We start from the raw sequence: 24,558 nt of genomic DNA on the forward strand, positions 1-24,558 counted from the left end.
AATTCACTGAGATTTACGCTTACCATAGTGATTTTCTTAGACTTTACAGTCTAAACAAAACGATTGACCAATTTTGGTTAAGTTATGAAGGGCGCACGGTGGATGCCTTGGCACTAGGAGCCGATGAAGGACGGGACTAACACCGATATGCTTTGGGGAGCTGTAAGTAAGCTTTGATCCAGAGATTTCCGAATGGGGAAACCCACTGTTCGTAATGGAACAGTATCTTTACCTGAATACATAGGGTACTGAAGGCAGACCCGGGGAACTGAAACATCTAAGTACCCGGAGGAAGAGAAAGCAAATGCGATTTCCCAAGTAGCGGCGAGCGAAACGGAATCAGCCCAAACCAAGAGGCTTGCCTCTTGGGGTTGTAGGACACTCTATACGGAGTTACAAAGGAACGGGGTAGATGAAGCGGCCTGGAAAGGCCTGTCATAGAAGGTAAAAACCCTGTAGTCGAAACTTCGTTCCCTCCAGAGTGGATCCTGAGTACGGCGGGACACGTGAAATCCCGTCGGAATCCGGGAGGACCATCTCCCAAGGCTAAATACTACCTAGTGACCGATAGTGAACCAGTACCGTGAGGGAAAGGTGAAAAGCACCCCGGAAGGGGAGTGAAAAGATCCTGAAACCGTGTGCTTACAAGTAGTAGCCCGTTAACGGGTGATGGCGTGCCTTTTGTAGAATGAACCGGCGAGTTACGATCCCGTGCAAGGTTAAGTTGATGAGACGGAGCCGCAGCGAAAGCGAGTCTGAATAGGGCGAATTAGTACGTGGTCGTAGACCCGAAACCAGGTGATCTACCCATGTCCAGGGTGAAGTTCAGGTAACACTGAATGGAGGCCCGAACCCACGCACGTTGAAAAGTGCGGGGATGAGGTGTGGGTAGCGGAGAAATTCCAATCGAACTTGGAGATAGCTGGTTCTCTCCGAAATAGCTTTAGGGCTAGCCTCGAGTATGAGAGTCTTGGAGGTAGAGCACTGATTGGACTAGGGGCCCTCATCGGGTTACCGAATTCAGTCAAACTCCGAATGCCAAAGACTTGCTCCTCGGGAGTCAGACTGCGAGTGATAAGATCCGTAGTCAAGAGGGAAACAGCCCAGACCGCCAGCTAAGGTCCAAAGTATACGTTAAGTGGAAAAGGATGTGGAGTTGCTTAGACAACCAGGATGTTGGCTTAGAAGCAGCCACCATTTAAAGAGTGCGTAATAGCTCACTGGTCGAGTGACTCTGCGCCGAAAATGTACCGGGGCTAAACGTATCACCGAAGCTGCGGACTGTTCTTTCAGAACAGTGGTAGGAGAGCGTTCTAAGGGCGTCGAAGCCAGACCGGAAGGACTGGTGGAGCGCTTAGAAGTGAGAATGCCGGTATGAGTAGCGAAAGAGGGGTGGAGAATCCCCTCCACCGAATGCCTAAGGTTTCCTGAGGAAGGCTCGTCCGCTCAGGGTTAGTCGGGACCTAAGCCGAGGCCGAAAGGCGTAGGCGATGGACAACAGGTTGATATTCCTGTACCACCTCCTCACCATTTGAGCAATGGGGGGACGCAGGAGGATAGGGCAAGCGCGCTGTTGGATATGCGCGTCCAAGCAGTTAGGCGCGGAAGTAGGCAAATCCGCTTCCCATATAAGGCTGAGCTGTGATGGCGAGGGAAATTTAGTACCGAAGTTCCTGATTCCACACTGCCAAGAAAAGCCTCTAGCGAGGTGAGAGGTGCCCGTACCGCAAACGACACAGGTAGGCGAGGAGAGAATCCTAAGGTGAGCGAGAGAACTCTCGTTAAGGAACTCGGCAAAATGACCCCGTAAACTTCGGGAGAAGGGGTGCTTTTTAGGGTGAATAGCCCTGAAAAGCCGCAGTGAATAGGCCAGGCGACTGTTTAGCAAAAAACACAGGTCTCTGCGAAGCCGCAAGGCGAAGTATAGGGCTGACGCCTGCCCGGTGCTGGAAGGTTAAGGGGAGAGGTTAGCGCAAGCGAAGCTTTGAACCGAAGCCCCAGTAAACGGCGGCCGTAACTATAACGGTCCTAAGGTAGCGAAATTCCTTGTCGGGTAAGTTCCGACCCGCACGAAAGGCGTAACGATCTGGGCACTGTCTCAACGAGAGACTCGGTGAAATTATAGTACCTGTGAAGATGCAGGTTACCCGCGACAGGACGGAAAGACCCCGTGGAGCTTTACTGCAGCCTGATATTGAATTTTGGTACAGCTTGTACAGGATAGGTAGGAGCCTTGGAAGCCGGAGCGCAAGCTTCGGTGGAGGCATTGGTGGGATACTACCCTTGCTGTATTGAAATTCTAACCCGCAGCCCTTACCGGGCTGGGAGACAGTGTCAGGCGGGCAGTTTGACTGGGGCGGTCGCCTCCTAAAATGTAACGGAGGCGCCCAAAGGTTCCCTCAGAATGGTTGGAAATCATTCGCAGAGTGTAAAGGCACAAGGGAGCTTGACTGCGAGACCTACAAGTCGAGCAGGGACGAAAGTCGGGCTTAGTGATCCGGTGGTTCCGCATGGAAGGGCCATCGCTCAACGGATAAAAGCTACCCCGGGGATAACAGGCTTATCTCCCCCAAGAGTCCACATCGACGGGGAGGTTTGGCACCTCGATGTCGGCTCATCGCATCCTGGGGCTGTAGTCGGTCCCAAGGGTTGGGCTGTTCGCCCATTAAAGCGGTACGCGAGCTGGGTTCAGAACGTCGTGAGACAGTTCGGTCCCTATCCGTCGTGGGCGCAGGAAATTTGAGAGGAGCTGTCCTTAGTACGAGAGGACCGGGATGGACGCACCGCTGGTGTACCAGTTGTCTTGCCAAAGGCATCGCTGGGTAGCTATGTGCGGAAGGGATAAGTGCTGAAAGCATCTAAGCATGAAGCCCCCCTCAAGATGAGATTTCCCATCACATTTGTGAGTAAGAACCCTGAAAGATGATCAGGTTGATAGGTCTGAGGTGGAAGCGCGGTGACGTGTGGAGCTGACAGATACTAATCGTTCGAGGACTTAACCACAGTCTAACTAAGCGTAAATTGCACGTGAATCTTGTTATCAAACGTTACTCAGTTTTGAAAGAATAACTCTTTCAACAAAAATGCATATTGTCTGGTGATGATGGCAAAGAGGTCACACCCGTTCCCATGCCGAACACGGAAGTTAAGCTCTTTAGCGCCGATGGTAGTTGGGGGTTTCCCCCTGTGAGAGTAGGACGTTGCCAGGCACGCAGAAAAAAGGACAGCAGAGATGCTGTCCTTTTTTTGTTGTTCAAAATGAGGATAATAGATAGCTGAATCGTACCCTCCAAAACTGTAAAACGATATCCGAGGGTAAGCAAACGTCCGAATCGTACCCTTCAAAACCGTAAAACGATACCGGAGGGTAAGCAAAAGCCTGAATCCTACCCAGCAAAGCCGAAAAAATGATATCAGAGGGTAAACAAAAAGCCTGAATCCTACCCACCAAAACCGATAAAATGAAATCAGAGGGTAAGCAAAGTCCCAAATCCTACCCAGCAAAGCCGGAAAATCGATATCGGAGGGTAAACAAAAGCCTGAATCCTACCCACCAAAACCGATAAAATGACATCAGAGGGTAAGCAAAGTCCCAAATCCTACCCAGCAAAGCCGAAAAATCGTTATCAGAGGGTAAGCAAATGCACCAATCATACCCTTCCAAACCGCAAAACAATCTCACAAGCTAACGACTCGTCCCCATGCCGCATACACAATTATTCTTGCACAGAAAAGCTGCGTTTAATGGATCCAGGTCAGAAAAACAGCTCATCATTACCGATTCCTGACGTATACATAAAGTATTATCCTTCCTCCACCTTCCCTTAATTACTCTTCCCAATTAAAATAATGCGGCAAATTCTGTTTAAAAACGTTTCACTGCCGTTAATAATGGAAATAGATAGATGAGCAGTTATGAGTTGAAAAAAAGGTTCGTTCGTTTTATATTAGTGTTAAAGTCAAATATAGTCAAAGTCAAGTTAGGGGGAGGCGGAGTGCGTAACATCTCGGATGTCATTGAACAGTATTATTTGAAGCAGGTGCTTACGACTAGCGGCAAGGAGATCGTCGAAATCAAAAGAAGCGAAATTGCGGATAAGTTTCAGTGTGTGCCTTCACAGATCAATTATGTCATCAATACCCGTTTTACGATTGAAAGAGGATATATCGTAGAGAGCAAAAGGGGAGGCGGCGGCTACATTCGGATCATTAAGGTGAAATCGAATGATGCTGCGCATTTAATTGATCAGATCATGGGCATTATTGACAGGCGGATCTCGCAGTCATCTGCTGAAGATCTCATTTTAAGGCTTGTAAGTGAAGATGTCATTTCAGAACGGGAAGCAAAGATCATGCTGAGTGTGATTGACAGATCCGTTTTATATATTGAACTGCCGCACAGGGATGAATTGCGGGCAAGAATGATAAAGGCCATGCTGACTTCCTTGAAATATCGATGAGAGCAGGTGACAGACTTGATATGCCAGGAATGCAATGAGAGACCGGCAACATTTCATTTTACGAAGGTTGTAAACGGGGAAAAAACTGAGGTTCATATTTGTGATAAGTGTGCGCAGAACAACAGTTCCATGTTCATTGACACCAGCACGGGATTTTCTATTAATAACTTGCTGGCAGGCCTTTTGAACATGAATACATCCGTTTCCGAGTCAAAGCAGGATGTTTTTAAAAAAAATGAAGTTCTGCAGTGTCCCGGCTGCGAGATGACGTTCCAGCAGTTTACAAAAGTGGGGCGGTTCGGATGTTCCGAGTGCTACCGGACGTTTAAAGATCAAATTAACCCGATTTTAAGAAGAGTTCACAGCGGCAATACGGTGCATGCGGGAAAGATTCCAGAGCGAATTGGCGGTAGCATTCACATCCGCAAACGAATAGAGTTATTAAAACAGAATCTAAAAGAACAAATTCAGCAGGAAGAGTTTGAAAAGGCTGCTGAAATTCGGGATGAGATCCGTTCGCTTGAACTTTCGTTAAAAAGTTCCAGAGGGGGTGAATCCTGATATGTCACTTCAGCAGTTTATTAACCAGGCGATGAGTGCCTGGATGAGCAAGGATGGGCCAGATTCAGACATTGTTCTCAGCAGCCGTGTCAGACTGGCAAGAAACATTGAGAAGTACAGGTTTCCGACTTTTGCTTCGAATGAAGAGCTGCAGGGAATTCTCTCTCTTTTTGAAGAGACGTTTGCCGATAGAAGCGTAGATGAGATCGGCAAGCTTGAAATGCTCCGCATGGATGATTTGCAGCCTATTCAAAAAAGGGTGCTCGTCGAAAAGCATTTAATCAGTCCGAATTTAGCAGAGGATTCTTCGTTCGGCGCGTGTTTGCTGTCTGAGAATGAAGAGGTCAGCATCATGCTGAATGAAGAGGATCATATTCGCATTCAGTGTCTGTATCCAGGTCTGCAGCTGAAAGAAGCTTTAAAAGCAGCGAGCAGGCTTGATGACTGGATGGAAGGTTCGGTTGATTATGCGTTTGATGAACAAAGAGGATACTTAACAAGCTGCCCGACAAATGTGGGAACAGGGCTGAGGGCGTCGGTGATGATGCACTTGCCGGCTCTTGTGCTCACACAGCAGATGAACAGAATTATTCCGGCTATTAATCAATTAGGTCTGGTTGTTAGAGGAATTTACGGGGAAGGCAGCGAAGCATTAGGTAACATCTTTCAGATTTCCAATCAGATTACTCTCGGCAAGTCTGAGGATGATATTGCAGAAGATCTGCTGAGTGTGGTGCACCAGCTGATTGAAAAAGAGCGCTCTGCACGGGAGGCTTTATATAAAACGTCGCAGGTGCCGCTTGAGGACCGTGTGTTCAGATCCCTGGGCACGCTGACATACAGCAGGATCATTGAATCCAAAGAAGCAGCAAAATGTTTATCAGATGTGAGACTGGGAATTGATTTAAATATCATCAAAGATATTTCCAGAAATATTTTAAATGAGCTGATGATCCTGACTCAGCCGGGATTTCTCCAGCAGTACTCCGGAGGGGCATTGCGCCCGGATGAACGGGACATTAGAAGGGCTTCATTAATCAGAGAAAGACTAAACCTTGAAATGGTCAGAAGGATGGAGGATGATGAAGAATGATGTTTGGAAGATTTACTGAACGCGCTCAGAAGGTTCTTGCATTAGCACAAGAGGAAGCCGTCCGTCTTGGACATAACAATATCGGCACAGAGCATATTCTTCTCGGTCTTGTTAGAGAAGGTGAGGGCATCGCTGCAAAAGCGCTGACAGCTCTTGGCCTTGGATCAGATAAAATTCAAAAAGAAGTGGAGAGCCTCATCGGCAGAGGACAGGAAATTTCACAGACGATACACTATACTCCCCGAGCTAAAAAGGTGATTGAGCTTTCCATGGATGAAGCGAGAAAGCTTGGACATTCATACGTAGGAACAGAGCACATTCTTTTAGGTCTTATCCGCGAAGGTGAAGGTGTGGCTGCGCGGGTGCTTAATAACCTCGGTGTAAGCTTAAATAAAGCACGCCAGCAAGTGCTGCAGCTTCTTGGCAGCAATGAGTCGGGCTCAGGCCACCAGAGCGGATCGATGAACAATGCCAATACGCCGACTCTGGACAGTCTTGCACGCGATCTGACGGCCATTGCTCGCGAAGGCAGTCTTGACCCTGTCATTGGGCGAAGCAAAGAAATCCAAAGGGTCATTGAAGTTCTAAGCCGCAGAACGAAAAACAATCCTGTTTTAATCGGGGAGCCTGGTGTCGGTAAAACGGCGATCGCAGAAGGCCTTGCCCAGCAGATCGTGAACAATGAGGTACCTGAGATTCTCCGCGACAAGCGTGTTATGACACTTGATATGGGTACTGTTGTTGCCGGTACGAAATACCGCGGCGAATTTGAAGACCGTCTGAAAAAAGTGATGGATGAAATTCGCCAGGCAGGAAATATCATCCTGTTTATCGACGAACTTCATACACTGATCGGTGCAGGAGGCGCTGAGGGGGCAATTGATGCTTCCAACATTCTTAAGCCTTCGCTTGCAAGGGGAGAGCTTCAGTGCATCGGGGCCACTACACTTGATGAGTACCGCAAATATATTGAAAAGGATGCAGCGCTCGAACGCCGCTTCCAGCCGATTCAGGTTGATGAGCCGACAGCTGATGAAAGCATCCAGATTTTAAAAGGGCTTCGCGACCGTTATGAAGCTCATCACAGAGTATCCATCACGGATGAGGCAATTGATGCAGCGGTTAAGCTTTCAGACCGCTATATCTCAGACCGTTTCCTTCCGGATAAAGCAATCGATTTAATTGATGAAGCCGGTTCGAAAGTTCGCCTCCGTTCGTTTACAACTCCTCCGAACTTAAAAGAGCTTGAAATGAAGCTTGAGGAAGTGCGCAAGGAAAAAGATGCATCTGTTCAAAGCCAGGAATTTGAAAAAGCGGCTTCTCTCCGTGATACAGAGCAGCGTCTGCGCGAGCAGCTCGAGGAAACGAAGAAAACATGGAAAGAAAAACAGGGTCAGGAAAATTCTGAAGTGACAGTGGATGATATCGCAATGGTTGTAGCGAGCTGGACTGGAATTCCTGTATCGCGTCTGGCCCAGACAGAAACAGATAAGCTGCTGAACATGGAGCAGATTCTTCATAACCGCGTGATTGGCCAGGATGAAGCTGTTGTAGCTGTTGCAAAGGCTGTGCGCCGTGCAAGAGCAGGGCTTAAAGATCCGAAGCGCCCGATTGGATCATTTGTTTTCCTCGGCCCTACAGGCGTAGGTAAAACAGAGCTTGCAAGAGCACTTGCAGAATCCATCTTCGGCGATGAGGATGCCATGATCCGGATTGATATGTCCGAGTATATGGAGAAGCACTCAACATCAAGACTCGTTGGTTCTCCTCCGGGATATGTCGGGTATGAAGAAGGCGGGCAGCTGACTGAAAAAGTACGCAGAAAGCCGTATTCAGTTGTTCTTCTCGATGAAATTGAAAAAGCTCACCCTGATGTTTTCAATATTCTTCTTCAAGTGCTTGAAGACGGACGATTAACAGATTCTAAAGGAAGAACGGTCGATTTCAGAAATACTATCTTAATCATGACGTCGAATGTCGGCGCAAGTGAACTGAAGCGCAACAAATACGTCGGCTTCAACGTTCAGGATGAGGCGCAGGATTACAAGGATATGAAGGGCAAGGTTATGAATGAGCTGAAAAAAGCATTCAGACCTGAGTTCCTGAACCGTATCGATGAAATTATCGTGTTCCACTCTCTTGAGAAGAAACACATTAAAGAGATTGTTACTCTTATGGCGGATCAGCTGATGAAGCGTCTTGCCGAACAGGATCTTGTGCTTGAACTGACAGATGCTGCACAGGAGAAAATTGCCGATGAAGGCTTTGATCCTGAGTACGGTGCCCGTCCGCTGAGAAGGGCGATCCAGAAGCATGTTGAAGACCGCCTGTCTGAAGAGCTGCTTAGAGGCACGATTGAAAAAGGCCAGAAAGTTGTGCTCGATGTGACAGAGGGAGAATTTACTGTAAAAAGTTCTTCAGAAGCTGAAACGGAGAAAATCAAATAATCATCAGAAGCGAAACAATCATGAGGCATACATTTTTCACGTATGCCTCGATTTCATTTCTTTAGAGCAAACACACTGATTCTACCGATTCTCTTTTTAAAAAGGTAATCTAGTAAGGAAGGACAGAAAGTATGGCTAAAACAAAATCGAAATTCATGTGCCTTGAGTGCGGATATGAGTCTCCAAAATGGATGGGGAAATGCCCGGGCTGCGGAGCATGGAATACGATGACAGAGGAAGTTGTAAAAACAGGAACGGCAAACAGGAGAGTGGCCTTTGCACACTCTGCTCCGGGTCAGACCGCAAACAAACCTTCACCTATCACAAACATTGAAACGTCTCAGGAACCGCGCATTAAAACCAACCTCAAAGAATTTAACCGTGTTCTCGGCAGCGGGATCGTAAAGGGTTCCCTTGTCCTGATAGGAGGAGACCCCGGAATTGGAAAATCAACGCTTTTACTTCAGGTTTCCTCACAGCTTGCCGATAATGGAAACGATGTTCTCTACATATCGGGAGAGGAGTCGGTCAAGCAGACGAAAATGAGGGCTGACCGCCTGGGTGTTAAATCCGAGAAACTGCTTGTACTTGCTGAAACCGATATGGAATATATCTCTAAGGCAATTGATGATACAAATCCGGCTTTTGTGATTGTCGATTCCATTCAGACGGTGTTTCAGAGTGACATTACCTCAGCGCCTGGAAGTGTCTCGCAGGTTAGGGAATGTACGGCAGAACTTATGAGACTTGCAAAAACGAAGGGCATTGCCATCTTCATTGTCGGACATGTTACAAAGGAAGGCTCAATTGCCGGTCCGAGAATTCTTGAGCACATGGTTGACACTGTTCTGTATTTTGAAGGGGAGCGCCACCATACGTACCGGATACTAAGAGCAGTGAAAAACCGTTTTGGGTCCACAAATGAAATGGGTATTTTTGAAATGAAGGAAAGCGGGCTTGAAGAGGTATTGAATCCGTCCGAGATCTTCCTTGAGGAACGTTCCAAAGGGGCTGCTGGCTCTACCGTTGTAGCTTCCATGGAAGGGACAAGACCGGTTCTTGTGGAGATTCAGGCGCTGATTTCGCCGACAAGCTTTGGCAACCCGAGAAGAATGGCAACAGGTATCGACCATAACCGGGTGCCGCTTCTGATGGCTGTGCTTGAAAAGAGAGTCGGTTTGCTGCTGCAGAATCAAGATGCCTATTTAAAAGTGGCCGGCGGAGTAAAGCTTGATGAGCCTGCGATTGATCTTGCAGTTGCTGTAAGCATCGCTTCAAGCTTTAAGGATGCGCCTTCAAAAGCAACAGATATTATTATTGGAGAAGTAGGGCTGACAGGCGAAGTAAGGCGCGTTTCGAGAATTGAGCAGCGCGTCATGGAAGCAGCCAAGCTCGGGTTTAGGCGTGCGATCATTCCAGAGGCGAATATAGGCGGTTGGACAGTTCCGCATGGCATAGAGGCAGTGGGTGTGAAAAACGTCGCAGAAGCCCTGCAAATCACACTGGGAGGGTAGCAATGTGAATGAGAAAGAGAAAAAAACAAACGAAAAGAGCATGAAGGAAATTCTGCAGTTTATTGCGCCCGGAACTCCCTTAAGAGCAGGCATTGAAAATGTTTTGCGCGCTAAAACAGGGGGACTGATTGTCGTTGGCTTCAGCGACAAAGTAAAAGAACTTGTTGATGGCGGATTCTATATAAACTCCGCTTTCTCTCCCGCCCATTTATATGAACTGGCTAAAATGGACGGAGCCATTATCTTAAGTGATTCGGGAAATAAAATTCTTTATGCCAATGCCCAGCTCGTCCCGAATGCTTTTATCAGTTCAAGTGAAACGGGCATGCGTCACCGTACGGCGGAGAGGGTGGCAAAACAGACGGGCAACCTGGTGGTGGCCATTTCCCAGAGAAGAAACGTCATCACCCTCTACTACGGGGAACTCCGTTACGCACTGAGAGATATCGGTGTCATTTTAACAAAAGCGAATCAGGCGATTCAGACTCTTGAAAAGTACAGAACGGTGCTTGATCAGTCCATCATCAACCTTGGGGCGCTCGAATTTGAAGAGCTTGTCACATTTGATGAGCTATTGCAGGTGATTCACAGGATTGAGATGGTGCTGCGGATTAAAAACGAAATCCTGAATTATATTAATGAGCTTGGCACAGAAGGGCATCTTATCAGGCTGCAGCTGAATGAACTGCTTTCAGATATCGAGGAAGAGGCAGCGCTTGTCATTAAAGACTATTGCTTCGATAAAACACTGGATCCCAAATACGTGCTTGAGCAATTTCAGGTGCTGACAAATACAGAACTGATGGATGACATGGTCCTTCTGCGCCTGCTCGGCTATTCGGCCCATTTCACCAACCCTGATGACCTCGTCATGCCGAGAGGGTACAGAGTGCTTAAGAAGATCCCGAGGCTCCCGCCGGTCATTATTGAAAATTTGGTGAACAAGTTCTCAAATCTGAAACTTATTACGCGCGCAACCGTAGAACAGCTTGATGAGGTGGATGGAATTGGCGAGGTAAGGGCGAAAAAGATAAAAGAAGGTCTCCGCAGACTTCAGGAGCAGCTGCTGATAGACCGTCAGATATAACGAACTTTTTATGAATCTTTCGCTTCAAACGTTTTAATCATCATGATTTAGGTTATATTATTCTTGTTTTTCATTTTTCGGAAATGATATGATTCTCATTACATTTCAATCTGTTTACAGGTTCCGGAAATTCGCGTTTTCACCGTTTTAAACGGGAGAAAGTGATTATAATAGATAAGAGAAGGAGGTGGGGGTATGTTAAAACGAATTGTGCAGATCTTTTTCCTTTTCCTTGGAGGAACGCTGGGTATTTTCTTTATGCCGCAGCTGATGAAATTGTTAAGCCTGCAGGACATACCTTTTATTAATTCACCATATGCTCTGGCCATTTTAGGAGCAATATTATTTTATATCGCCACATTCTGGCTTGTTGATTATGTCGTTAACTGGGTGAAGCTTCTGGAAGAATCATTGGTAAAGGCGCCTGTGACGGATGTTCTTTTCGGTAGTTTGGGATTGATTGTCGGACTTATAATTGCCTTTCTTATTGTTAATGTTATTCCGTTTAAAGACATTCAGTATCAGGTGTTCAGCACGATCATACCGATTTTTCTGACCCTTTTGCTTGGCTACCTTGGTTTTCAGGTTGGATTTAAGCGCAAGGACGAACTGATCAGCCTGTTTTCGATTTCCGGAAAAATCGGAAAGAAAAAAGGAGCGGGTGAAGAAGAAGCGGAAGCTGAGAGCACGAAGCTCAAAATTCTTGATACAAGCGTCATTATTGACGGGAGAATTGCGGACATCTGCCAGACCGGATTTTTGGAGGGCACGATTGTCATTCCTCATTTTGTGCTGGAAGAGCTTCAGCATATCGCTGATTCTTCAGATGCCCTGAAACGGAACCGCGGCCGGAGAGGCCTTGATATTCTGAACCGCATTCAAAAAGAGCTCTCAATTAAAGTCGAGATTTACGAGGGCGATTTTGAGGAAATTCAGGAAGTGGACAGCAAACTTGTGAAGCTAGCCAAGCTGACATCAGGTGTAGTTGTCACAAATGACTTTAATTTAAACAAAGTGTGCGAACTTCAGGGAGTCGGAGTTCTGAATATCAACGACCTGGCAAATGCCGTCAAGCCGGTGGTCCTGCCTGGGGAAGAGATGAAAGTTCTTGTCATCAAGGATGGAAAAGAGCACAATCAGGGCGTAGCCTACCTGGATGACGGCACGATGATTGTTGTGGAAGAGGGCCGTAACTATATCGGCAAAAACATTGACGTCATCGTGACGAGCGTTCTTCAGACTTCTGCCGGAAGAATGATTTTCGCAAAGCCGAAGCTGCTTGAAAAAGCGTTGTAGGGGAGCGGGCACATGAACTATGAAGTGATTATTCCTGCCGCTGGACAAGGAAAACGGATGAAAGCGGACAAAAACAAACAGTTTATTGAGCTTGAAGGAAAACCGGTCATTGTTCATACCTTGACGGTTTTTGAGAAAGATCCTGCATGCACAGGCATCCTTCTTGTCATCAATCCGGATGAACGGGCTCTTTTTGAAGAAATGGCGGCACGCTCCGGTCTTACAAAAATTAAAAAGATGGTCAGCGGAGGCAATGAGAGGCAGCACAGCGTCTATAACGGACTGAAAGCGGCGGCCTCAGATGTTGTCCTCGTGCATGACGGTGCAAGGCCATTCATTAAAAAACACGTCATTTCAAAGCTCGTAAAAGCAGCATATGAAGATGGAGCTGCAACCGTTGCAGTCCCTGTAAAGGATACGATTAAACGTGTCCTGAACAGTGAAGTGATTGAAACCGTTGAACGTTCTAGCTTGTGGGCCGTACAGACCCCACAGGCTTTTCGTCTTTCTGATATTCTTGCGGCTCATAAAGAAGCATCGGCTGCAGCATTTCTTGGAACAGATGATGCAAGCCTGATGGAGAGAAGCGGCCACAAGGTTCTTGTCATTGAAGGAGACTATACAAATATCAAACTGACTACGCCGGATGATCTGCTGATGGCTAAAGCGATACTTGAGAGTGAGAGAGGGGAATAAGGAATGTTTAGAATTGGACAGGGTTTTGATGTGCACCAGCTGACAGAGGGACGCCCCCTTATCATTGGGGGCATTGAGATTCCATATGAAAAAGGCCTTCTCGGCCATTCTGATGCAGATGTGCTGCTTCACACAGTGGCAGACGCGTGCCTTGGAGCAATCGCGGCAGGCGATATCGGAAAGCATTTTCCGGACACAGACCCTGAATTTAAGGATGCTGATTCTGCGAAGCTGCTTCAGCATGTCTGGCAGCTTGTAAAAGAAAAGGGCTATGTACTCGGCAACATTGATTGTACGATTATTGCCCAAAAACCGAAGATGGCTCCCTATATTGATCAAATGAGAGAACGGATTGCAGAACTTCTTGAAGCTGATGCAGACCAGGTGAATGTGAAGGCGACAACGACCGAACAGCTTGGCTTCACCGGCCGCGGAGAAGGGATTGCCTCACAGGCTTCTGTTCTGATTGTGAAAAAATAAAATCCCGGACAAGCTTTTGGACACCCTGTTTTTAATGATAAAATGGAACAGATGTTAGAGATTAACGGAGGTACAGATATGACAAACGAAGTAAGAGTGCGATACGCTCCAAGTCCGACTGGACATTTACATATCGGAAATGCCCGGACAGCGCTGTTTAATTACCTTTATGCGCGCAATACCGGCGGAAAGTTTATTATCCGTATTGAAGATACAGATAAAAAGCGAAACATTGCAGGCGGCGAAGAAAGCCAGCTGAGATACTTGAAATGGCTTGGCATTGACTGGGACGAAAGCGTTGATACAGGCGGAGAATACGGTCCGTACAGACAATCAGAGCGCAACGATCTTTATAAAAAATATTACGATCAGCTGCTTGCAGAAGGAAAAGCGTACAAATGCTACTGCACAGAAGAAGAGCTTGAGCAGGAGCGGGAAGAACAGACTGAGCGCGGTGAGACGCCGCAATACTCAGGCAAATGTGCAAACCTGACACCTGAGGACCAGGCGAAGCTTGAAGCTGAAGGAAGAATGCCGAGCATCCGCTTCCGTGTTCCAAAGGGAGAAGTCATCACGTTCAATGACATCGTGAAAGAAGAGATTTCATTTGAAACAGACGGCATCGGCGATTACGTCATTGTTAAAAAAGACGGTACGCCGACTTACAACTTTGCTGTAGCGGTTGATGACCACCTTATGAAGATGACGCATATTCTCCGCGGAGAAGACCATATCTCCAATACACCGAAACAAATCATGATCTTCAATGCGTTCGGATGGGACATTCCTGTTTTCGGCCATATGACGCTGATTGTTAACGAGAACCGCAAAAAACTCAGTAAGCGGGATGAATCAATCATCCAGTTTATTGAACAGTATAAAGAACTCGGCTATCTGCCGCAGGCCCTTTTCAACTTTATCGGGCTGCTTGGCTGGTCTCCGGGCGGGGAAGAAGAAATGTTCACGAAAGATCAGTTTGCCGAGATCTTTGATCCTGCAAGACTGTCTAAATCGCCGGCTGTTTTTGATACACAGAAATTGCTGTGGATGAACAATCAGTATGTTAAACAGCTTGATGCGGATCAACTTGTTGAATTGACTCTTCCGCATCTTGTAAAAGCAGGCAAAGTATCTGATTCTGCATCTGCAGAAGAGCTTGACTGGGCCCGCAAACTGATTGTCCTTCATCAGGATAAAATCAGCTATGGCGCAGAGATCACAGAGCTGACTGAGCTTTTCTTTAAAGAGGAAATCACCTATAACCGCGAAGCGCGCAATGTGCTGGACGAAGAGCAGGTGCCTGAAGTGCTGACGGCATTCGCAGAAGAGCTGGGTAAGCTTGAAGCGTTCACGGCTGAAGGCATTAAAGCTGCAACGAAGGCTGTGCAGAAATCAACGGGCCATAAAGGCAAAAATCTGTTTATGCCGATCCGTGTGGCAACAACAGGCCAGACTCATGGGCCGGACCTGCCGCAGGCAATCGAACTTCTTGGTAAAGAAACGATTTTAGCAAGATTAAAAAGTGCGAACAGTTAACTTTTTGCATGAAATGTAATATAGTATGTGTAATACATTGAAACACGTTGAGAAGGAGAAGTAGAGACGCCGTTTCCATTCCAGAGAGAACCTCGCCCGGTGAAAGAGGTTTATGCGACAACTGTCTTGAAATGCACCTTTGAGTCTTTTATTGAACCTTCATATTGAAGCAGTAAATAAAAGCGGATGCTCCCCGTTAAAGGAGCCAAAGTTGAAACAGGCTTTTAACCGCCTGTTTAAACAGAGTGGAACCGCGCACAAAGCGTCTCTGTCTATTAGGACAGAGGCGCTTTTTTTATAGTCTGTTTCACAATTAGATTAAAGGACAAAATAAGGGGAAGGTTTGGGGGGAATAAAATGTTTAAAATGCTGAAAGAAGACATAGAAGTCGTATTTGAACAGGATCCGGCTGCAAGATCGTATTTGGAAGTGATACTTACTTATTCAGGACTGCATGCAATATGGGCTCACCGGCTCGCACATGCGTTTTTCAAACGGAACATGTTTTTTATCGCAAGAGTTATTTCACAAGTAAGCAGATTCTTCACAGGCATTGAAATTCACCCGGGTGCAAAGATCGGAAGGCGGTTTTTCATCGATCACGGCATGGGAGTTGTCATTGGCGAGACGTGCGAAATCGGCGATAACGTAACGGTTTTCCAGGGTGTTACCCTTGGCGGAACCGGAAAAGAGAAGGGTAAAAGGCATCCGACCATACTGGACAATGCTTTAATTGCGACAGGTGCTAAAGTGCTTGGCTCCATCACGGTTGGTGCTTATTCCAAAATCGGAGCGGGGTCTGTCGTGCTTCGTGATGTGCCGGATCATTCAACCGTTGTCGGCATTCCGGGCAAGGTCGTGATCCGAAACGGCAAGCGGATTAATCAGGATATGGATCACTGTAATCTTCCGGATCCTGTGGCAGACAGGTTCAAGGAACTTGAGGCAGAGCTCATAAGCCTGAAAGAAGAAATCGCACAATGGAAAGAAGGGAAGAGTCAAGATGACCATCAAGTTATTCAATACGCTAACCAGACAAAAAGAAACCTTTAAGCCCCTTGAAGAGGGAAAGGTAAAAATGTATGTGTGCGGACCAACGGTTTATAACTATATCCATATAGGAAATGCCCGTCCTGCGATTGTCTATGACACTGTCCGCAAATACCTTGAATACAGCGGGTATGACGTCAATTATGTATCCAACTTTACAGACGTGGACGATAAGCTGATTAAAGCGGCAAATGAGCTTGGAGAAGAAGTTCCGGCGATTGCTGAACGGTTCATCGAGGCTTATTTTGAAGATGTCACGGCGCTTGGATGCGACCGTGCAGATGCTCACCCGCGCGTAACAGAAAGCATGGATATTATTATTGATTTTATCAAAGCGCTCGTTGAAAAAGGCTTTGCCTATGAAGCTGAGGGTGATGTTTATTACCGCACAAGAGCTTTTAAAGACTACGGGAAACTCTCCCATCAGTCTGTTGATGAGCTTCGTGTTGGCGCAAGAATTGAAGCGGGCGACAAGAAGCAGGATGCCCTGGATTTTGCTCTTTGGAAAGCTGCAAAACCGGGAGAAATTTCGTGGGATAGCCCTTGGGGAAAAGGACGTCCGGGCTGGCATATCGAATGCTCTGCGATGGTCCACAACCATTTCGGGGATACCATTGACATTCATGCAGGCGGACAGGACCTTACATTCCCTCACCATGAGAATGAAATCGCCCAATCAGAAGCATTGACAAAGAAGCCGTTTGCTAACTACTGGCTTCATAATGGGTATATTAATATTAACAACGAGAAAATGTCCAAATCACTTGGCAACTTCGTTCTGGTGCACGACATTATAAAAGAACATGATCCACAGGTTTTGCGGATGTTTATGCTGTCTGTTCACTACCGCCATCCAATCAATTACTCGGTTGATCTGCTTGAAAGCACGAAGAATGCGTTTGACCGCCTGCAGACATCTTATACAAATCTGCAGCACAGATCAAAAAGCAGTTCCGAGCTGACTGATGACAACGAAAAATGGCTTGGCATTATTTCTGAGCAGCGGAATCTATTCACAGAAGCTATGGATGACGACTTTAATACGGCAAATGCCATCTCGGTGCTGTTTGAGCTCTCAAGACAGGCGAACTACTACCTGCAGGAGAAAAACACGTCGCAGGAAGTCATTTTGGCCTTTACTTCAGCATTTGACGAGCTTGGAGCGATACTTGGCCTCAAATTTGGCAGCCAGGATCTATTGGACGCAGAGATTGAAGAATTGATCGAGCAACGGATACAGGCGAGAAAAGACAGAAACTTCAAGCTGTCTGATGAAATCCGCGATAAATTGAAAGAGATGAATATCATTCTTGAAGATACGCCTCAAGGAACGAGATGGAAAAGAGGGTAAACATGCTTCGCTTAGAGGAAGTACCAAATTCAAAACAAATGAACAGTCTGGCGCTTGCGTATATCGGTGATGCCATTTACGAGGTTTTTGTAAGGCATCACCTCCTTGCCAAAGGACAGGTGCGCCCAAACCAGCTGCATAAGCTTTCAACGACCTATGTTTCTGCAAAAGCCCAGGCAGCCGTTCTGCACGAGCTTTCAAAAAAGGAAGCGTTCAGTGAAGAAGAAATGGCGATTATCCGCCGCGGCAGAAATGCAAAATCAGGCACAGTGCCAAAAAATACAGATGTTCAAACGTACAGATACAGCACAGCATTTGAAGCGCTGATCGGCTATCTTCACCTTGAGAAAAGGGAAGAGCGCCTCTCGGAAATTATTGAAGCTTCTTTTGAACTGATAGAAAACGGAGGGAGGAATTAAGGATGGCAGAAGAGTACATTATTGGCCGCAATACGGTCATTGAAGCATTAAAATCAACGCGCAATGTATACAAGATCTGGATGGCCGAGAACTCAGTAAAGGGACAGGCCCAGCAGATCGCACAGCTTGCAAAAGAAAAAGGCATCACCATCCAAACGGTTCCGAAGAAAAAAATTGACCAGATGGCAGAAGGGAACCATCAGGGAGTTGTCGCACAGGTGGCTGCCTATGAATATGCCGAAGTCGACGATATCCTGAAGGCTGCTGCTGATAAAGGCGAAGCGCCGTTTATCTTGATTCTTGATGAAATCGAGGATCCGCATAATCTCGGCTCCATCATGAGAACGGCAGATGCAACAGGCGCTCACGGCATTATCATTCCGAAGCGGAGAGCGGTAGGCCTGACAACGACAGTAGCAAAATTATCAACAGGTGCGATTGAGTATATCCCGGTTGCAAGAGTGACAAACCTTGCGAGAACAATTGAGGAGCTTAAGGAGCGGGGCGTGTGGATTGTAGGAACAGACGCGAAAGGCTCGGATGATTACCGTTCCATGGACGGCAAAATGCCGCTTGGACTAGTTATAGGCAGTGAAGGAAAAGGGATGGGAAGACTCATCAAAGAAAAATGTGATTTTCTGGTCAACTTGCCGATGGCTGGCCGGGTCACATCTCTAAATGCTTCAGTAGCAGCAGGCCTCCTTATGTATGAGGTCTACAGAAAGCGTCAGCCTTTAGGAGAATAGAAAATGGATATCCTTCTTGTTGACGGATATAACATCATCGGTGCATGGGCGAATCTTCAATCATTGAAAAAAGAGAATCTCGCAGAGGCTAGAGAGGTTCTTATTCAAAAAATGGCAGAATATCAAGCGTACACCGGATACAGAGTGATTGTTGTTTTCGATGCCCATCAAGTGAAGGGCATTGAGAAAAAACAAAAAAACCACAGAGTGGAAGTTATCTATACAAGAGAAAATGAAACAGCGGATGAGAGGATCGAAAAATTAGCCATCTCTCTGAGCAACATCAAAACACAGATCCATGTGGCAACATCAGATTTCACGGAACAATGGGCCATTTTTGGCCAGGGAGCCCTCCGCAAATCAGCAAGAGAGCTTTTGAATGAAGTGGAAGCCATTGAAAAGAGAATACAAAAGCGGGTCGAGAAAATTAAAGTAAACAGTCCCCAGTCAAAAATTCCGATAACAGATGATATGTTGAAATTGTTTGAAAAATGGCGCAGAGGCGGCTTCTAGGCTGTTGACGCTTTCAAAATGCATACTGTATAATATTTCTATCTATTGTGCGGTCGGGGGGATCGGCATGAACACACATTTCAGCATGGGCAAACTCAGCAAAGAAGATTTTCATGCTCTACTGGATGAACAGGTTGTTGAGCTTGTTCATAACGGGAACAGCGATGCTCTGGATTATTTAATCACCAAGTACCGCAATTTTGTCAGAGCAAAAGCAAGATCCTATTTTTTAATAGGTGCTGACAGAGAAGATATTATCCAGGAAGGGATGATCGGATTATATAAAGCAATCCGTGATTTCAGAGAGGACAAGCTTACATCGTTCAAAGCTTTTGCAGAGCTGTGCATCACTCGCCAGATTATTACCGCAATTAAGACCGCTACCCGTCAAAAACATATTCCTCTTAACTCATACGTTTCTCTGGACAAGCCAATTTACGATGAAGAATCTGACCGGACGCTTATGGATGTCATATCCGGGGCTAAAGTCAGTGATCCGGAAGAACTGATTATTAATCAGGAAGAATTTGATGATATAGAAACGAAAATGGGAGAGCTGTTAAGCGATCTCGAACGGAAAGTACTCGTGCTTTATCTGGACGGCAAAAGCTATCAGGAGATCTCAGAGGAGCTTAACCGCCACGTGAAATCAATCGATAACGCCCTTCAGCGTGTAAAACGCAAGCTTGAGAGGTATCTGGAACTGCGCGAAATCAATTTGTAAAACCTGTCAGGCGAGATTGACGAAGGTTCCCAGCGTGTGTTACATTTTTATAGAAAAAAGCAGGACTAGCGGAAGGTGTCGAAATGCGTAAGAAAGTATCTATGGCTTGCACAGACTGTGGAAGCAGAAACTACACAACGATGAAAAACACGTCAAGCACAGAAGAGCGTTTAGAATTCAAGAAATTTTGTAAAGCTTGCAACGCACATACGGACCACCGTGAAACAAAGTAGCACTCATCACATGATTCTATATTTCTATGACAGGCTTTCTGAATTCTCTTGGAGGTAATGTACATGCAGCGTATTGTTAATTTTTTCAAAGATGTTTCCCGTGAAATGAAAAAGGTAAGCTGGCCAAAAGGCAAAGAACTGACGCGCTATACGATTACAGTTATTGCGACAGTAGCTTTTGCAGTTGTCTTTTTTGCCATCATCGACTACGGAATTTCATCGCTGATCCGCCTTGTATCTTAAAAATAAAGCGTCTGTTTTTGATTTCGTTTTATTTTATTGAATAATAGATAGAAAATCGTGCTATAATAGAGAATATTATTTTTCCGCAAAAACCCGTTCGACGGGTTTTTTCATTGTTTAAAAATAACAGTCAGCAGAAGAAAATAACCGCAGAGTGCAATATAAGAGTCAATATGCAGGGAGGGAATGGACAAATCGTCCTATAGAAGATGGAGAAAAACTGGTATGTAGTCCACACTTATTCCGGTTACGAGAATAAGGTTAAGGCCAATCTTGAAAAGCGTGTAGAATCAATGGGCATGCAGGATAAAATCTTCCGTGTCATCGTGCCGGAAGAAGAAGAAACAGATTTCAAAAACGGCAAAAAGAAAGTCACAAAGAAAAAAGTTTTCCCTGGCTATGTGCTTGTTGAGATCGTCATGACGGACGATTCATGGTACGTTGTCCGCAACACGCCGGGTGTTACAGGTTTCGTAGGATCAGCAGGATCGGGCTCTAAGCCGACGCCGCTTCTTCCTGAAGAGGTTGTAACAATTCTTAAGCATATGGGCATGGAAGAAAAACGCATTGAAGTCGACTTTGAACTAAAAGAGTCTGTCAAAGTAATAGACGGTCCTTTTGCCAACTTTACCGGATCAATTGAAGAGATTGACAAGGATAAAGGCAAAGTGAAAGTGCTTGTCAACATGTTCGGCCGCGAAACGCCGGTTGAGCTGGAATTTTCTCAAGTTGATAAATTATAAGAAAAAAACTTGAATTCGAAAACGAAAAGTGGTAATATTTCATAAGTCAGTATGTCTCGCTTTGCGGGGCATAAAACTTGATTATTTTCTATCATTCATATAAAGAATGACGACATGAGTGGGAGGGTACAAACCCTATTACCACATCACGGACTTAAGGAGGTGTGTCTCGTGGCTAAAAAAGTAATTAAAATGGTTAAGTTGCAAATTCCTGCTGGTAAAGCTAATCCAGCGCCGCCGGTTGGTCCTGCATTGGGTCAAGCTGGTGTTAACATCATGGGATTCTGTAAGGAGTTTAACGCTCGTACAGCTGATCAGGCTGGACTTATCATTCCTGTTGAAATTACGGTATTTGAAGACCGTTCATTTACATTTATTACAAAAACTCCGCCTGCTGCAGTATTGCTTAAGAAAGCAGCTGGAATTGAGTCTGGTTCTGGTGAACCAAACCGTAATAAAGTAGCAACAGTTAAGCGTGATAAAGTACGTGAAATTGCTGAAACAAAAATGCCTGACTTAAATGCAGCTAATGTTGAATCAGCTATGCGTATGGTTGAAGGTACTGCACGCAGCATGGGTATCGTCATCGAAGACTAATTGTTGTTTTTGTTTTAGGGGGTTGCGAGTTGCTTTTCGCAACCTTTATTCGTGGGAGGTTATTCCGCTAAAACCACTAAGGAGGAAATCTATAATGGCTAAAAGAGGTAAAAAGTACGTTGAAGCTGCTAAATTAGTAGACCGTGCTCAAGCTTACGGAGTTCAAGATGCAATTGAACTTGTAAAGAAAACAAACACAGCTAAATTTGATGCAACAGTTGAAGTTGCATTCCGTTTAGGCGTTGATCCACGTAAAAACGATCAGCAAATCCGCGGTGCAGTTGTTCTTCCAAACGGAACGGGCAAAACTCAGCGCGTACTTGTATTCGCTAAAGGCGAAAAAGCGAAGGAAGCAGAAGCTGCCGGAGCTGACTATGTTGGCGATGCTGACTACATCAACAAAATCCAGCAAGGCTGGTTCGACTTTGATGTAATCGTAGCTACTCCTGACATGATGGGTGAAGTTGGTAAACTTGGACGCGTCCTTGGACCAAAAGGCTTAATGCCAAACCCTAAAACTGGAACAGTTTCTTTTGACGTTGACAAAGCGGTAAAAGAAATCAAAGCCGGTAAAGTTGAATACCGCGTTGACAAAGCTGGAAACATCCACGTGCCAATCGGTAAAGTTTCTTTCGAAGACAGCAAGCTTGTTGAGAACTTCACAACAATCTTCGAAACACTTCTAAAAGCTAAGCCAGCTGCTGCAAAAGGTACTTACATGAAGAACGTTGCTGTTGCTTCTACTATGGGACCTGGCGTAAAAGTTGATGCTTCAAGTTTCGGCATTAAATAATAGTTGACATCTCAGTCACCTTTATATATAATCAAAAATGTTGTTTAACTAAATAACTTCATTTATACCGTAGACAGCAGGTGCTACCCATGCTTAATTTCCTGCCGAGGTGTATATATGTGAACTAGTAATTAGATCGCTTGTATATATACTGCCTCCATGTCTGACGTGGAGGCATTTCTTTTGATAAGAAAGAAACCGAACGGTATAAGTGCGGAATCTTAATTCTTACAGGAGGTGTACCAATGAGCAGCGCTATCGATACAAAAAAATCCATCGTAGAAGACATTACGGCTAAGTTTCGCGAGAGCAAAACGACAATCGTTGTTGACTACCGCGGTTTAACAGTTGCAGAAGTGACAGAACTTCGTAAAACTCTTCGTGATGCTGGCATCGAGTTCAAAGTTTACAAAAACACAATGACTCGCCGCGCAGTTGAAAATGTTGAACTTACTGGTCTTAATGACGCCCTTACAGGCCCAAATGCAATTGCATTCAGTAACGACGACGTAGTTGCTCCGGCTAAGATTCTTAACGACTTTGCTAAAAAGCATGACGCGTTAGAAATCAAAGCAGGTGTAATCGAAGGAAACATTGCGACAGTAGAGCAAATTAAAGCTCTTGCAGATCTTCCATCACGCGAAGGCTTGCTTTCTATGTTGCTTAGCGTACTTCAAGCTCCAATGCGCAATCTTGCACTTGCTGCTAAAGCAGTTGCAGATCAAAAGGAAGAGCAGGGAGCTTAATCTGATCGACCCGTACCAAAACAAAAAACTAATAGGTTTATAAGGAGGAAATATACAATGACTAAAGAACAAATCATTGAAGCAGTTAAAGAAATGACTGTTTTAGAACTTAACGACTTAGTTAAAGCAATCGAAGAAGAATTTGGCGTAACTGCAGCTGCTCCTGTAGCAATGGCTGGTGGCGCTGCTGGCGGCGAAGCTGCTGCTGAGCAAACTGAATTTGACGTGGTACTTGCTAGCGCTGGTGCACAAAAAATCAAAGTTATCAAAGTTGTACGTGAAATCACTGGCCTTGGCTTGAAAGAAGCTAAAGAACTAGTTGACAACACTCCAAAAGCTATCAAAGAAGGAATCGCTAAAGAAGAAGCTGAAGAAATCAAAGGCAAACTTGAAGAAGTTGGCGCTTCTGTAGAAGTTAAGTAATTCCTGAAAAGACAAAGCTCGCTTGAAATAACAGCGGGCTTTTTTTTCACGTTTGACACCAAATGTGAACGTGCAGGTATGAATGATTGCCTGTTTAGGTATACTCCTTTAACATGGAGGGGAAAAGATGACAAATCACTACTATTCACAGCAGCCGGAAGCTTTGAGTGACCGTAAGTCATGGACATATACGTTAAGAGGGAATTCCTTTCATTTTCAAAGCGATCGCGGCGTATTTTCCAAAAACGAAGTGGACTTTGGATCAAGACTGCTGATCAATACATTTGCTCTGCCAAAAACAGATGGTGATCTGCTTGATGTCGGCTGCGGCTACGGGCCGATTGGAATTGCACTTGCGAAGGAGTTCGGCGACCGCACAGTTGATATGATTGACATCAATGAAAGAGCAGTCCAGCTTGCAAAAGAAAATGCAGAGGCGAACGGTGTCAAAAATGTCCGTATCCGCACAAGCAATCTTTTTGAAAATGTTGATCCTTCAAAAAAATACGCGGCTATCCTTACCAACCCGCCAATCCGTGCCGGGAAAAAAACAGTGCACGAGATTTTTGAAAAAAGCTATCATTCTCTTTGTCCGGGAGGAGAGCTATGGGTGGTTATTCAGAAAAAGCAAGGTGCCCCGTCTGCTATGGCCAAGCTTTCTGAAATGTTTAAAGATGTCGCTGCAGTCAAAAAGGATAAAGGCTACTATATTATCAGGGCAGAAAAAGATTGACTCGAATTTTTGCCTATGTTAACATTATAAAATGCCAATATATATATTCCAGGAGTCTCTATTTTTTTGATTGA

At 45.5% G+C, this 24,558-nt stretch carries 24 protein-coding genes, 2 rRNA genes and 2 other annotated features; all 26 genes read left to right on the forward strand.

The annotated features are described in order from the left end of the window. Positions 1-75 precede the first annotated feature (75 nt). A 23S ribosomal RNA gene (locus JOJ89_RS00575) occupies positions 76-3,003 on the forward strand. A gap of 90 nt (positions 3,004-3,093) precedes the next feature. Continuing rightward, positions 3,094-3,209 (forward strand): 5S ribosomal RNA (gene rrf, locus JOJ89_RS00580). A gap of 786 nt (positions 3,210-3,995) precedes the next feature. Then, positions 3,996-4,460 carry a CtsR family transcriptional regulator gene (locus JOJ89_RS00585; RefSeq protein WP_203289331.1) on the forward strand — a complete coding sequence of 155 codons (465 nt, stop codon included), beginning with the start codon at positions 3,996-3,998 and terminating at the stop codon, positions 4,458-4,460. A gap of 15 nt (positions 4,461-4,475) precedes the next feature. Beyond that, on the forward strand, positions 4,476-5,021 hold the full coding sequence (gene mcsA, locus JOJ89_RS00590; protein ID WP_029282892.1) for a protein-arginine kinase activator protein McsA: 546 nt from the start codon (positions 4,476-4,478) through the stop codon (positions 5,019-5,021). 1 nt (position 5,022) lies between these two features. Next, the gene (gene mcsB, locus JOJ89_RS00595; RefSeq protein WP_029282890.1) at positions 5,023-6,114 is read left to right on the forward strand and encodes a protein-arginine kinase McsB; all 1,092 of its coding nucleotides are present in this window, start codon (positions 5,023-5,025) and stop codon (positions 6,112-6,114) included. After that, complete coding sequence (gene clpC, locus JOJ89_RS00600) at positions 6,111-8,561, forward strand: ATP-dependent protease ATP-binding subunit ClpC (RefSeq protein WP_029566224.1); 2,451 nt, start codon at positions 6,111-6,113, stop codon at positions 8,559-8,561. Before mcsB ends, clpC begins: the two co-directional genes overlap by 4 nt. Before the next feature lie 131 nt (positions 8,562-8,692). Next, positions 8,693-10,075 carry a DNA repair protein RadA gene (gene radA / locus JOJ89_RS00605; RefSeq protein ID WP_029282886.1) on the forward strand — a complete coding sequence of 461 codons (1,383 nt, stop codon included), beginning with the start codon at positions 8,693-8,695 and terminating at the stop codon, positions 10,073-10,075. Positions 10,076-10,079: 4 nt separating this feature from the next. Continuing rightward, positions 10,080-11,162, forward strand: coding sequence for a DNA integrity scanning diadenylate cyclase DisA (disA, locus tag JOJ89_RS00610; protein ID WP_267881661.1), 1,083 nt, complete (start codon positions 10,080-10,082; stop codon positions 11,160-11,162). A 195-nt stretch (positions 11,163-11,357) separates the two neighbouring features. Continuing rightward, positions 11,358-12,458: a PIN/TRAM domain-containing protein gene (locus JOJ89_RS00615; RefSeq protein ID WP_029282881.1), complete on the forward strand. Its 1,101-nt coding sequence runs from the start codon at positions 11,358-11,360 to the stop codon at positions 12,456-12,458. Between the two features lie 12 nt (positions 12,459-12,470). Then, entirely contained in the window at positions 12,471-13,154 is a 684-nt protein-coding gene (gene ispD, locus JOJ89_RS00620) for a 2-C-methyl-D-erythritol 4-phosphate cytidylyltransferase (protein ID WP_203289332.1), read from the forward strand. 3 nt (positions 13,155-13,157) lie between these two features. After that, a complete protein-coding gene (gene ispF, locus JOJ89_RS00625; RefSeq protein ID WP_203289333.1) occupies positions 13,158-13,634 on the forward strand; it encodes a 2-C-methyl-D-erythritol 2,4-cyclodiphosphate synthase in 477 nt (158 codons plus the stop codon). 78 nt (positions 13,635-13,712) lie between these two features. After that, a complete protein-coding gene (gene gltX, locus JOJ89_RS00630) occupies positions 13,713-15,170 on the forward strand; it encodes a glutamate--tRNA ligase (protein WP_029566222.1) in 1,458 nt (485 codons plus the stop codon). 38 nt (positions 15,171-15,208) lie between these two features. Continuing rightward, positions 15,209-15,443 (forward strand) — a binding site (T-box leader). Between the two features lie 84 nt (positions 15,444-15,527). Beyond that, entirely contained in the window at positions 15,528-16,223 is a 696-nt protein-coding gene (gene cysE, locus JOJ89_RS00635; RefSeq protein WP_051827349.1) for a serine O-acetyltransferase, read from the forward strand. Then, a complete protein-coding gene (gene cysS / locus JOJ89_RS00640) occupies positions 16,174-17,571 on the forward strand; it encodes a cysteine--tRNA ligase (RefSeq protein ID WP_203289334.1) in 1,398 nt (465 codons plus the stop codon). The genes cysE and cysS overlap by 50 nt, the downstream gene beginning before the upstream one ends. Before the next feature lie 2 nt (positions 17,572-17,573). After that, positions 17,574-17,990, forward strand: a complete 417-nt coding sequence (locus JOJ89_RS00645) for a Mini-ribonuclease 3 (protein WP_029282869.1) — start codon at positions 17,574-17,576, stop codon at positions 17,988-17,990. Between the two features lie 2 nt (positions 17,991-17,992). Beyond that, on the forward strand, positions 17,993-18,736 hold the full coding sequence (rlmB, locus tag JOJ89_RS00650) for a 23S rRNA (guanosine(2251)-2'-O)-methyltransferase RlmB (protein ID WP_029282867.1): 744 nt from the start codon (positions 17,993-17,995) through the stop codon (positions 18,734-18,736). A gap of 3 nt (positions 18,737-18,739) precedes the next feature. Further along, entirely contained in the window at positions 18,740-19,249 is a 510-nt protein-coding gene (locus JOJ89_RS00655) for an NYN domain-containing protein (RefSeq protein ID WP_029282865.1), read from the forward strand. A 67-nt stretch (positions 19,250-19,316) separates the two neighbouring features. Continuing rightward, on the forward strand, positions 19,317-19,973 hold the full coding sequence (sigH, locus tag JOJ89_RS00660; RefSeq protein WP_029282863.1) for an RNA polymerase sporulation sigma factor SigH: 657 nt from the start codon (positions 19,317-19,319) through the stop codon (positions 19,971-19,973). Between the two features lie 83 nt (positions 19,974-20,056). Next, positions 20,057-20,206: a 50S ribosomal protein L33 gene (gene rpmG, locus JOJ89_RS00665; protein ID WP_081414214.1), complete on the forward strand. Its 150-nt coding sequence runs from the start codon at positions 20,057-20,059 to the stop codon at positions 20,204-20,206. 63 nt (positions 20,207-20,269) lie between these two features. Continuing rightward, positions 20,270-20,449 (forward strand): preprotein translocase subunit SecE, encoded by a 180-nt coding sequence (gene secE / locus JOJ89_RS00670; RefSeq protein WP_029282861.1) that lies wholly within the window; start codon positions 20,270-20,272, stop codon positions 20,447-20,449. A 209-nt stretch (positions 20,450-20,658) separates the two neighbouring features. Further along, a complete protein-coding gene (nusG, locus tag JOJ89_RS00675; protein ID WP_029282859.1) occupies positions 20,659-21,192 on the forward strand; it encodes a transcription termination/antitermination protein NusG in 534 nt (177 codons plus the stop codon). Between the two features lie 171 nt (positions 21,193-21,363). Then, positions 21,364-21,789: a 50S ribosomal protein L11 gene (rplK, locus tag JOJ89_RS00680; protein WP_029282857.1), complete on the forward strand. Its 426-nt coding sequence runs from the start codon at positions 21,364-21,366 to the stop codon at positions 21,787-21,789. Between the two features lie 94 nt (positions 21,790-21,883). Beyond that, positions 21,884-22,582 (forward strand): 50S ribosomal protein L1, encoded by a 699-nt coding sequence (gene rplA, locus JOJ89_RS00685; RefSeq protein ID WP_029282855.1) that lies wholly within the window; start codon positions 21,884-21,886, stop codon positions 22,580-22,582. A 49-nt stretch (positions 22,583-22,631) separates the two neighbouring features. Next, positions 22,632-22,774: a sequence feature (ribosomal protein L10 leader region), on the forward strand. 53 nt (positions 22,775-22,827) lie between these two features. After that, entirely contained in the window at positions 22,828-23,328 is a 501-nt protein-coding gene (gene rplJ / locus JOJ89_RS00690) for a 50S ribosomal protein L10 (protein WP_029282853.1), read from the forward strand. 57 nt (positions 23,329-23,385) lie between these two features. Further along, a complete protein-coding gene (gene rplL / locus JOJ89_RS00695) occupies positions 23,386-23,751 on the forward strand; it encodes a 50S ribosomal protein L7/L12 (RefSeq protein ID WP_029282851.1) in 366 nt (121 codons plus the stop codon). A gap of 127 nt (positions 23,752-23,878) precedes the next feature. After that, entirely contained in the window at positions 23,879-24,484 is a 606-nt protein-coding gene (locus tag JOJ89_RS00700; protein ID WP_029282849.1) for a class I SAM-dependent methyltransferase, read from the forward strand. Positions 24,485-24,558 lie beyond the last annotated feature (74 nt).

The organism is Metabacillus sp. cB07, from assembly GCF_016839225.1.
Lineage (GTDB): Bacteria > Bacillota > Bacilli > Bacillales > Bacillaceae > Bacillus_P > Bacillus_P indicus.

Excerpts from the sequence above, each read along its gene's own strand:
- JOJ89_RS00645 (WP_029282869.1), top strand. The coding sequence starts at position 17,574 with ATGCTTCGCTTAGAGGAAGTACCAAATTCAAAACAAATGAACAGTCTG.
- gltX (WP_029566222.1), top strand. The coding sequence starts at position 13,713 with ATGACAAACGAAGTAAGAGTGCGATACGCTCCAAGTCCGACTGGACAT.
- clpC (WP_029566224.1), top strand. The coding sequence starts at position 6,111 with ATGATGTTTGGAAGATTTACTGAACGCGCTCAGAAGGTTCTTGCATTA.
- rpmG (WP_081414214.1), top strand. The coding sequence starts at position 20,057 with ATGCGTAAGAAAGTATCTATGGCTTGCACAGACTGTGGAAGCAGAAAC.
- rplJ (WP_029282853.1), top strand. The coding sequence starts at position 22,828 with ATGAGCAGCGCTATCGATACAAAAAAATCCATCGTAGAAGACATTACG.
- rplA (WP_029282855.1), top strand. The coding sequence starts at position 21,884 with ATGGCTAAAAGAGGTAAAAAGTACGTTGAAGCTGCTAAATTAGTAGAC.
- JOJ89_RS00655 (WP_029282865.1), top strand. The coding sequence starts at position 18,740 with ATGGATATCCTTCTTGTTGACGGATATAACATCATCGGTGCATGGGCG.
- sigH (WP_029282863.1), top strand. The coding sequence starts at position 19,317 with ATGAACACACATTTCAGCATGGGCAAACTCAGCAAAGAAGATTTTCAT.
- cysE (WP_051827349.1), top strand. The coding sequence starts at position 15,528 with ATGTTTAAAATGCTGAAAGAAGACATAGAAGTCGTATTTGAACAGGAT.
- secE (WP_029282861.1), top strand. The coding sequence starts at position 20,270 with ATGCAGCGTATTGTTAATTTTTTCAAAGATGTTTCCCGTGAAATGAAA.
- ispD (WP_203289332.1), top strand. The coding sequence starts at position 12,471 with ATGAACTATGAAGTGATTATTCCTGCCGCTGGACAAGGAAAACGGATG.
- rlmB (WP_029282867.1), top strand. The coding sequence starts at position 17,993 with ATGGCAGAAGAGTACATTATTGGCCGCAATACGGTCATTGAAGCATTA.
- nusG (WP_029282859.1), top strand. The coding sequence starts at position 20,659 with ATGGAGAAAAACTGGTATGTAGTCCACACTTATTCCGGTTACGAGAAT.
- ispF (WP_203289333.1), top strand. The coding sequence starts at position 13,158 with ATGTTTAGAATTGGACAGGGTTTTGATGTGCACCAGCTGACAGAGGGA.
- cysS (WP_203289334.1), top strand. The coding sequence starts at position 16,174 with ATGACCATCAAGTTATTCAATACGCTAACCAGACAAAAAGAAACCTTT.
- JOJ89_RS00615 (WP_029282881.1), top strand. The coding sequence starts at position 11,358 with ATGTTAAAACGAATTGTGCAGATCTTTTTCCTTTTCCTTGGAGGAACG.
- radA (WP_029282886.1), top strand. The coding sequence starts at position 8,693 with ATGGCTAAAACAAAATCGAAATTCATGTGCCTTGAGTGCGGATATGAG.
- rplL (WP_029282851.1), top strand. The coding sequence starts at position 23,386 with ATGACTAAAGAACAAATCATTGAAGCAGTTAAAGAAATGACTGTTTTA.
- mcsB (WP_029282890.1), top strand. The coding sequence starts at position 5,023 with ATGTCACTTCAGCAGTTTATTAACCAGGCGATGAGTGCCTGGATGAGC.
- JOJ89_RS00700 (WP_029282849.1), top strand. The coding sequence starts at position 23,879 with ATGACAAATCACTACTATTCACAGCAGCCGGAAGCTTTGAGTGACCGT.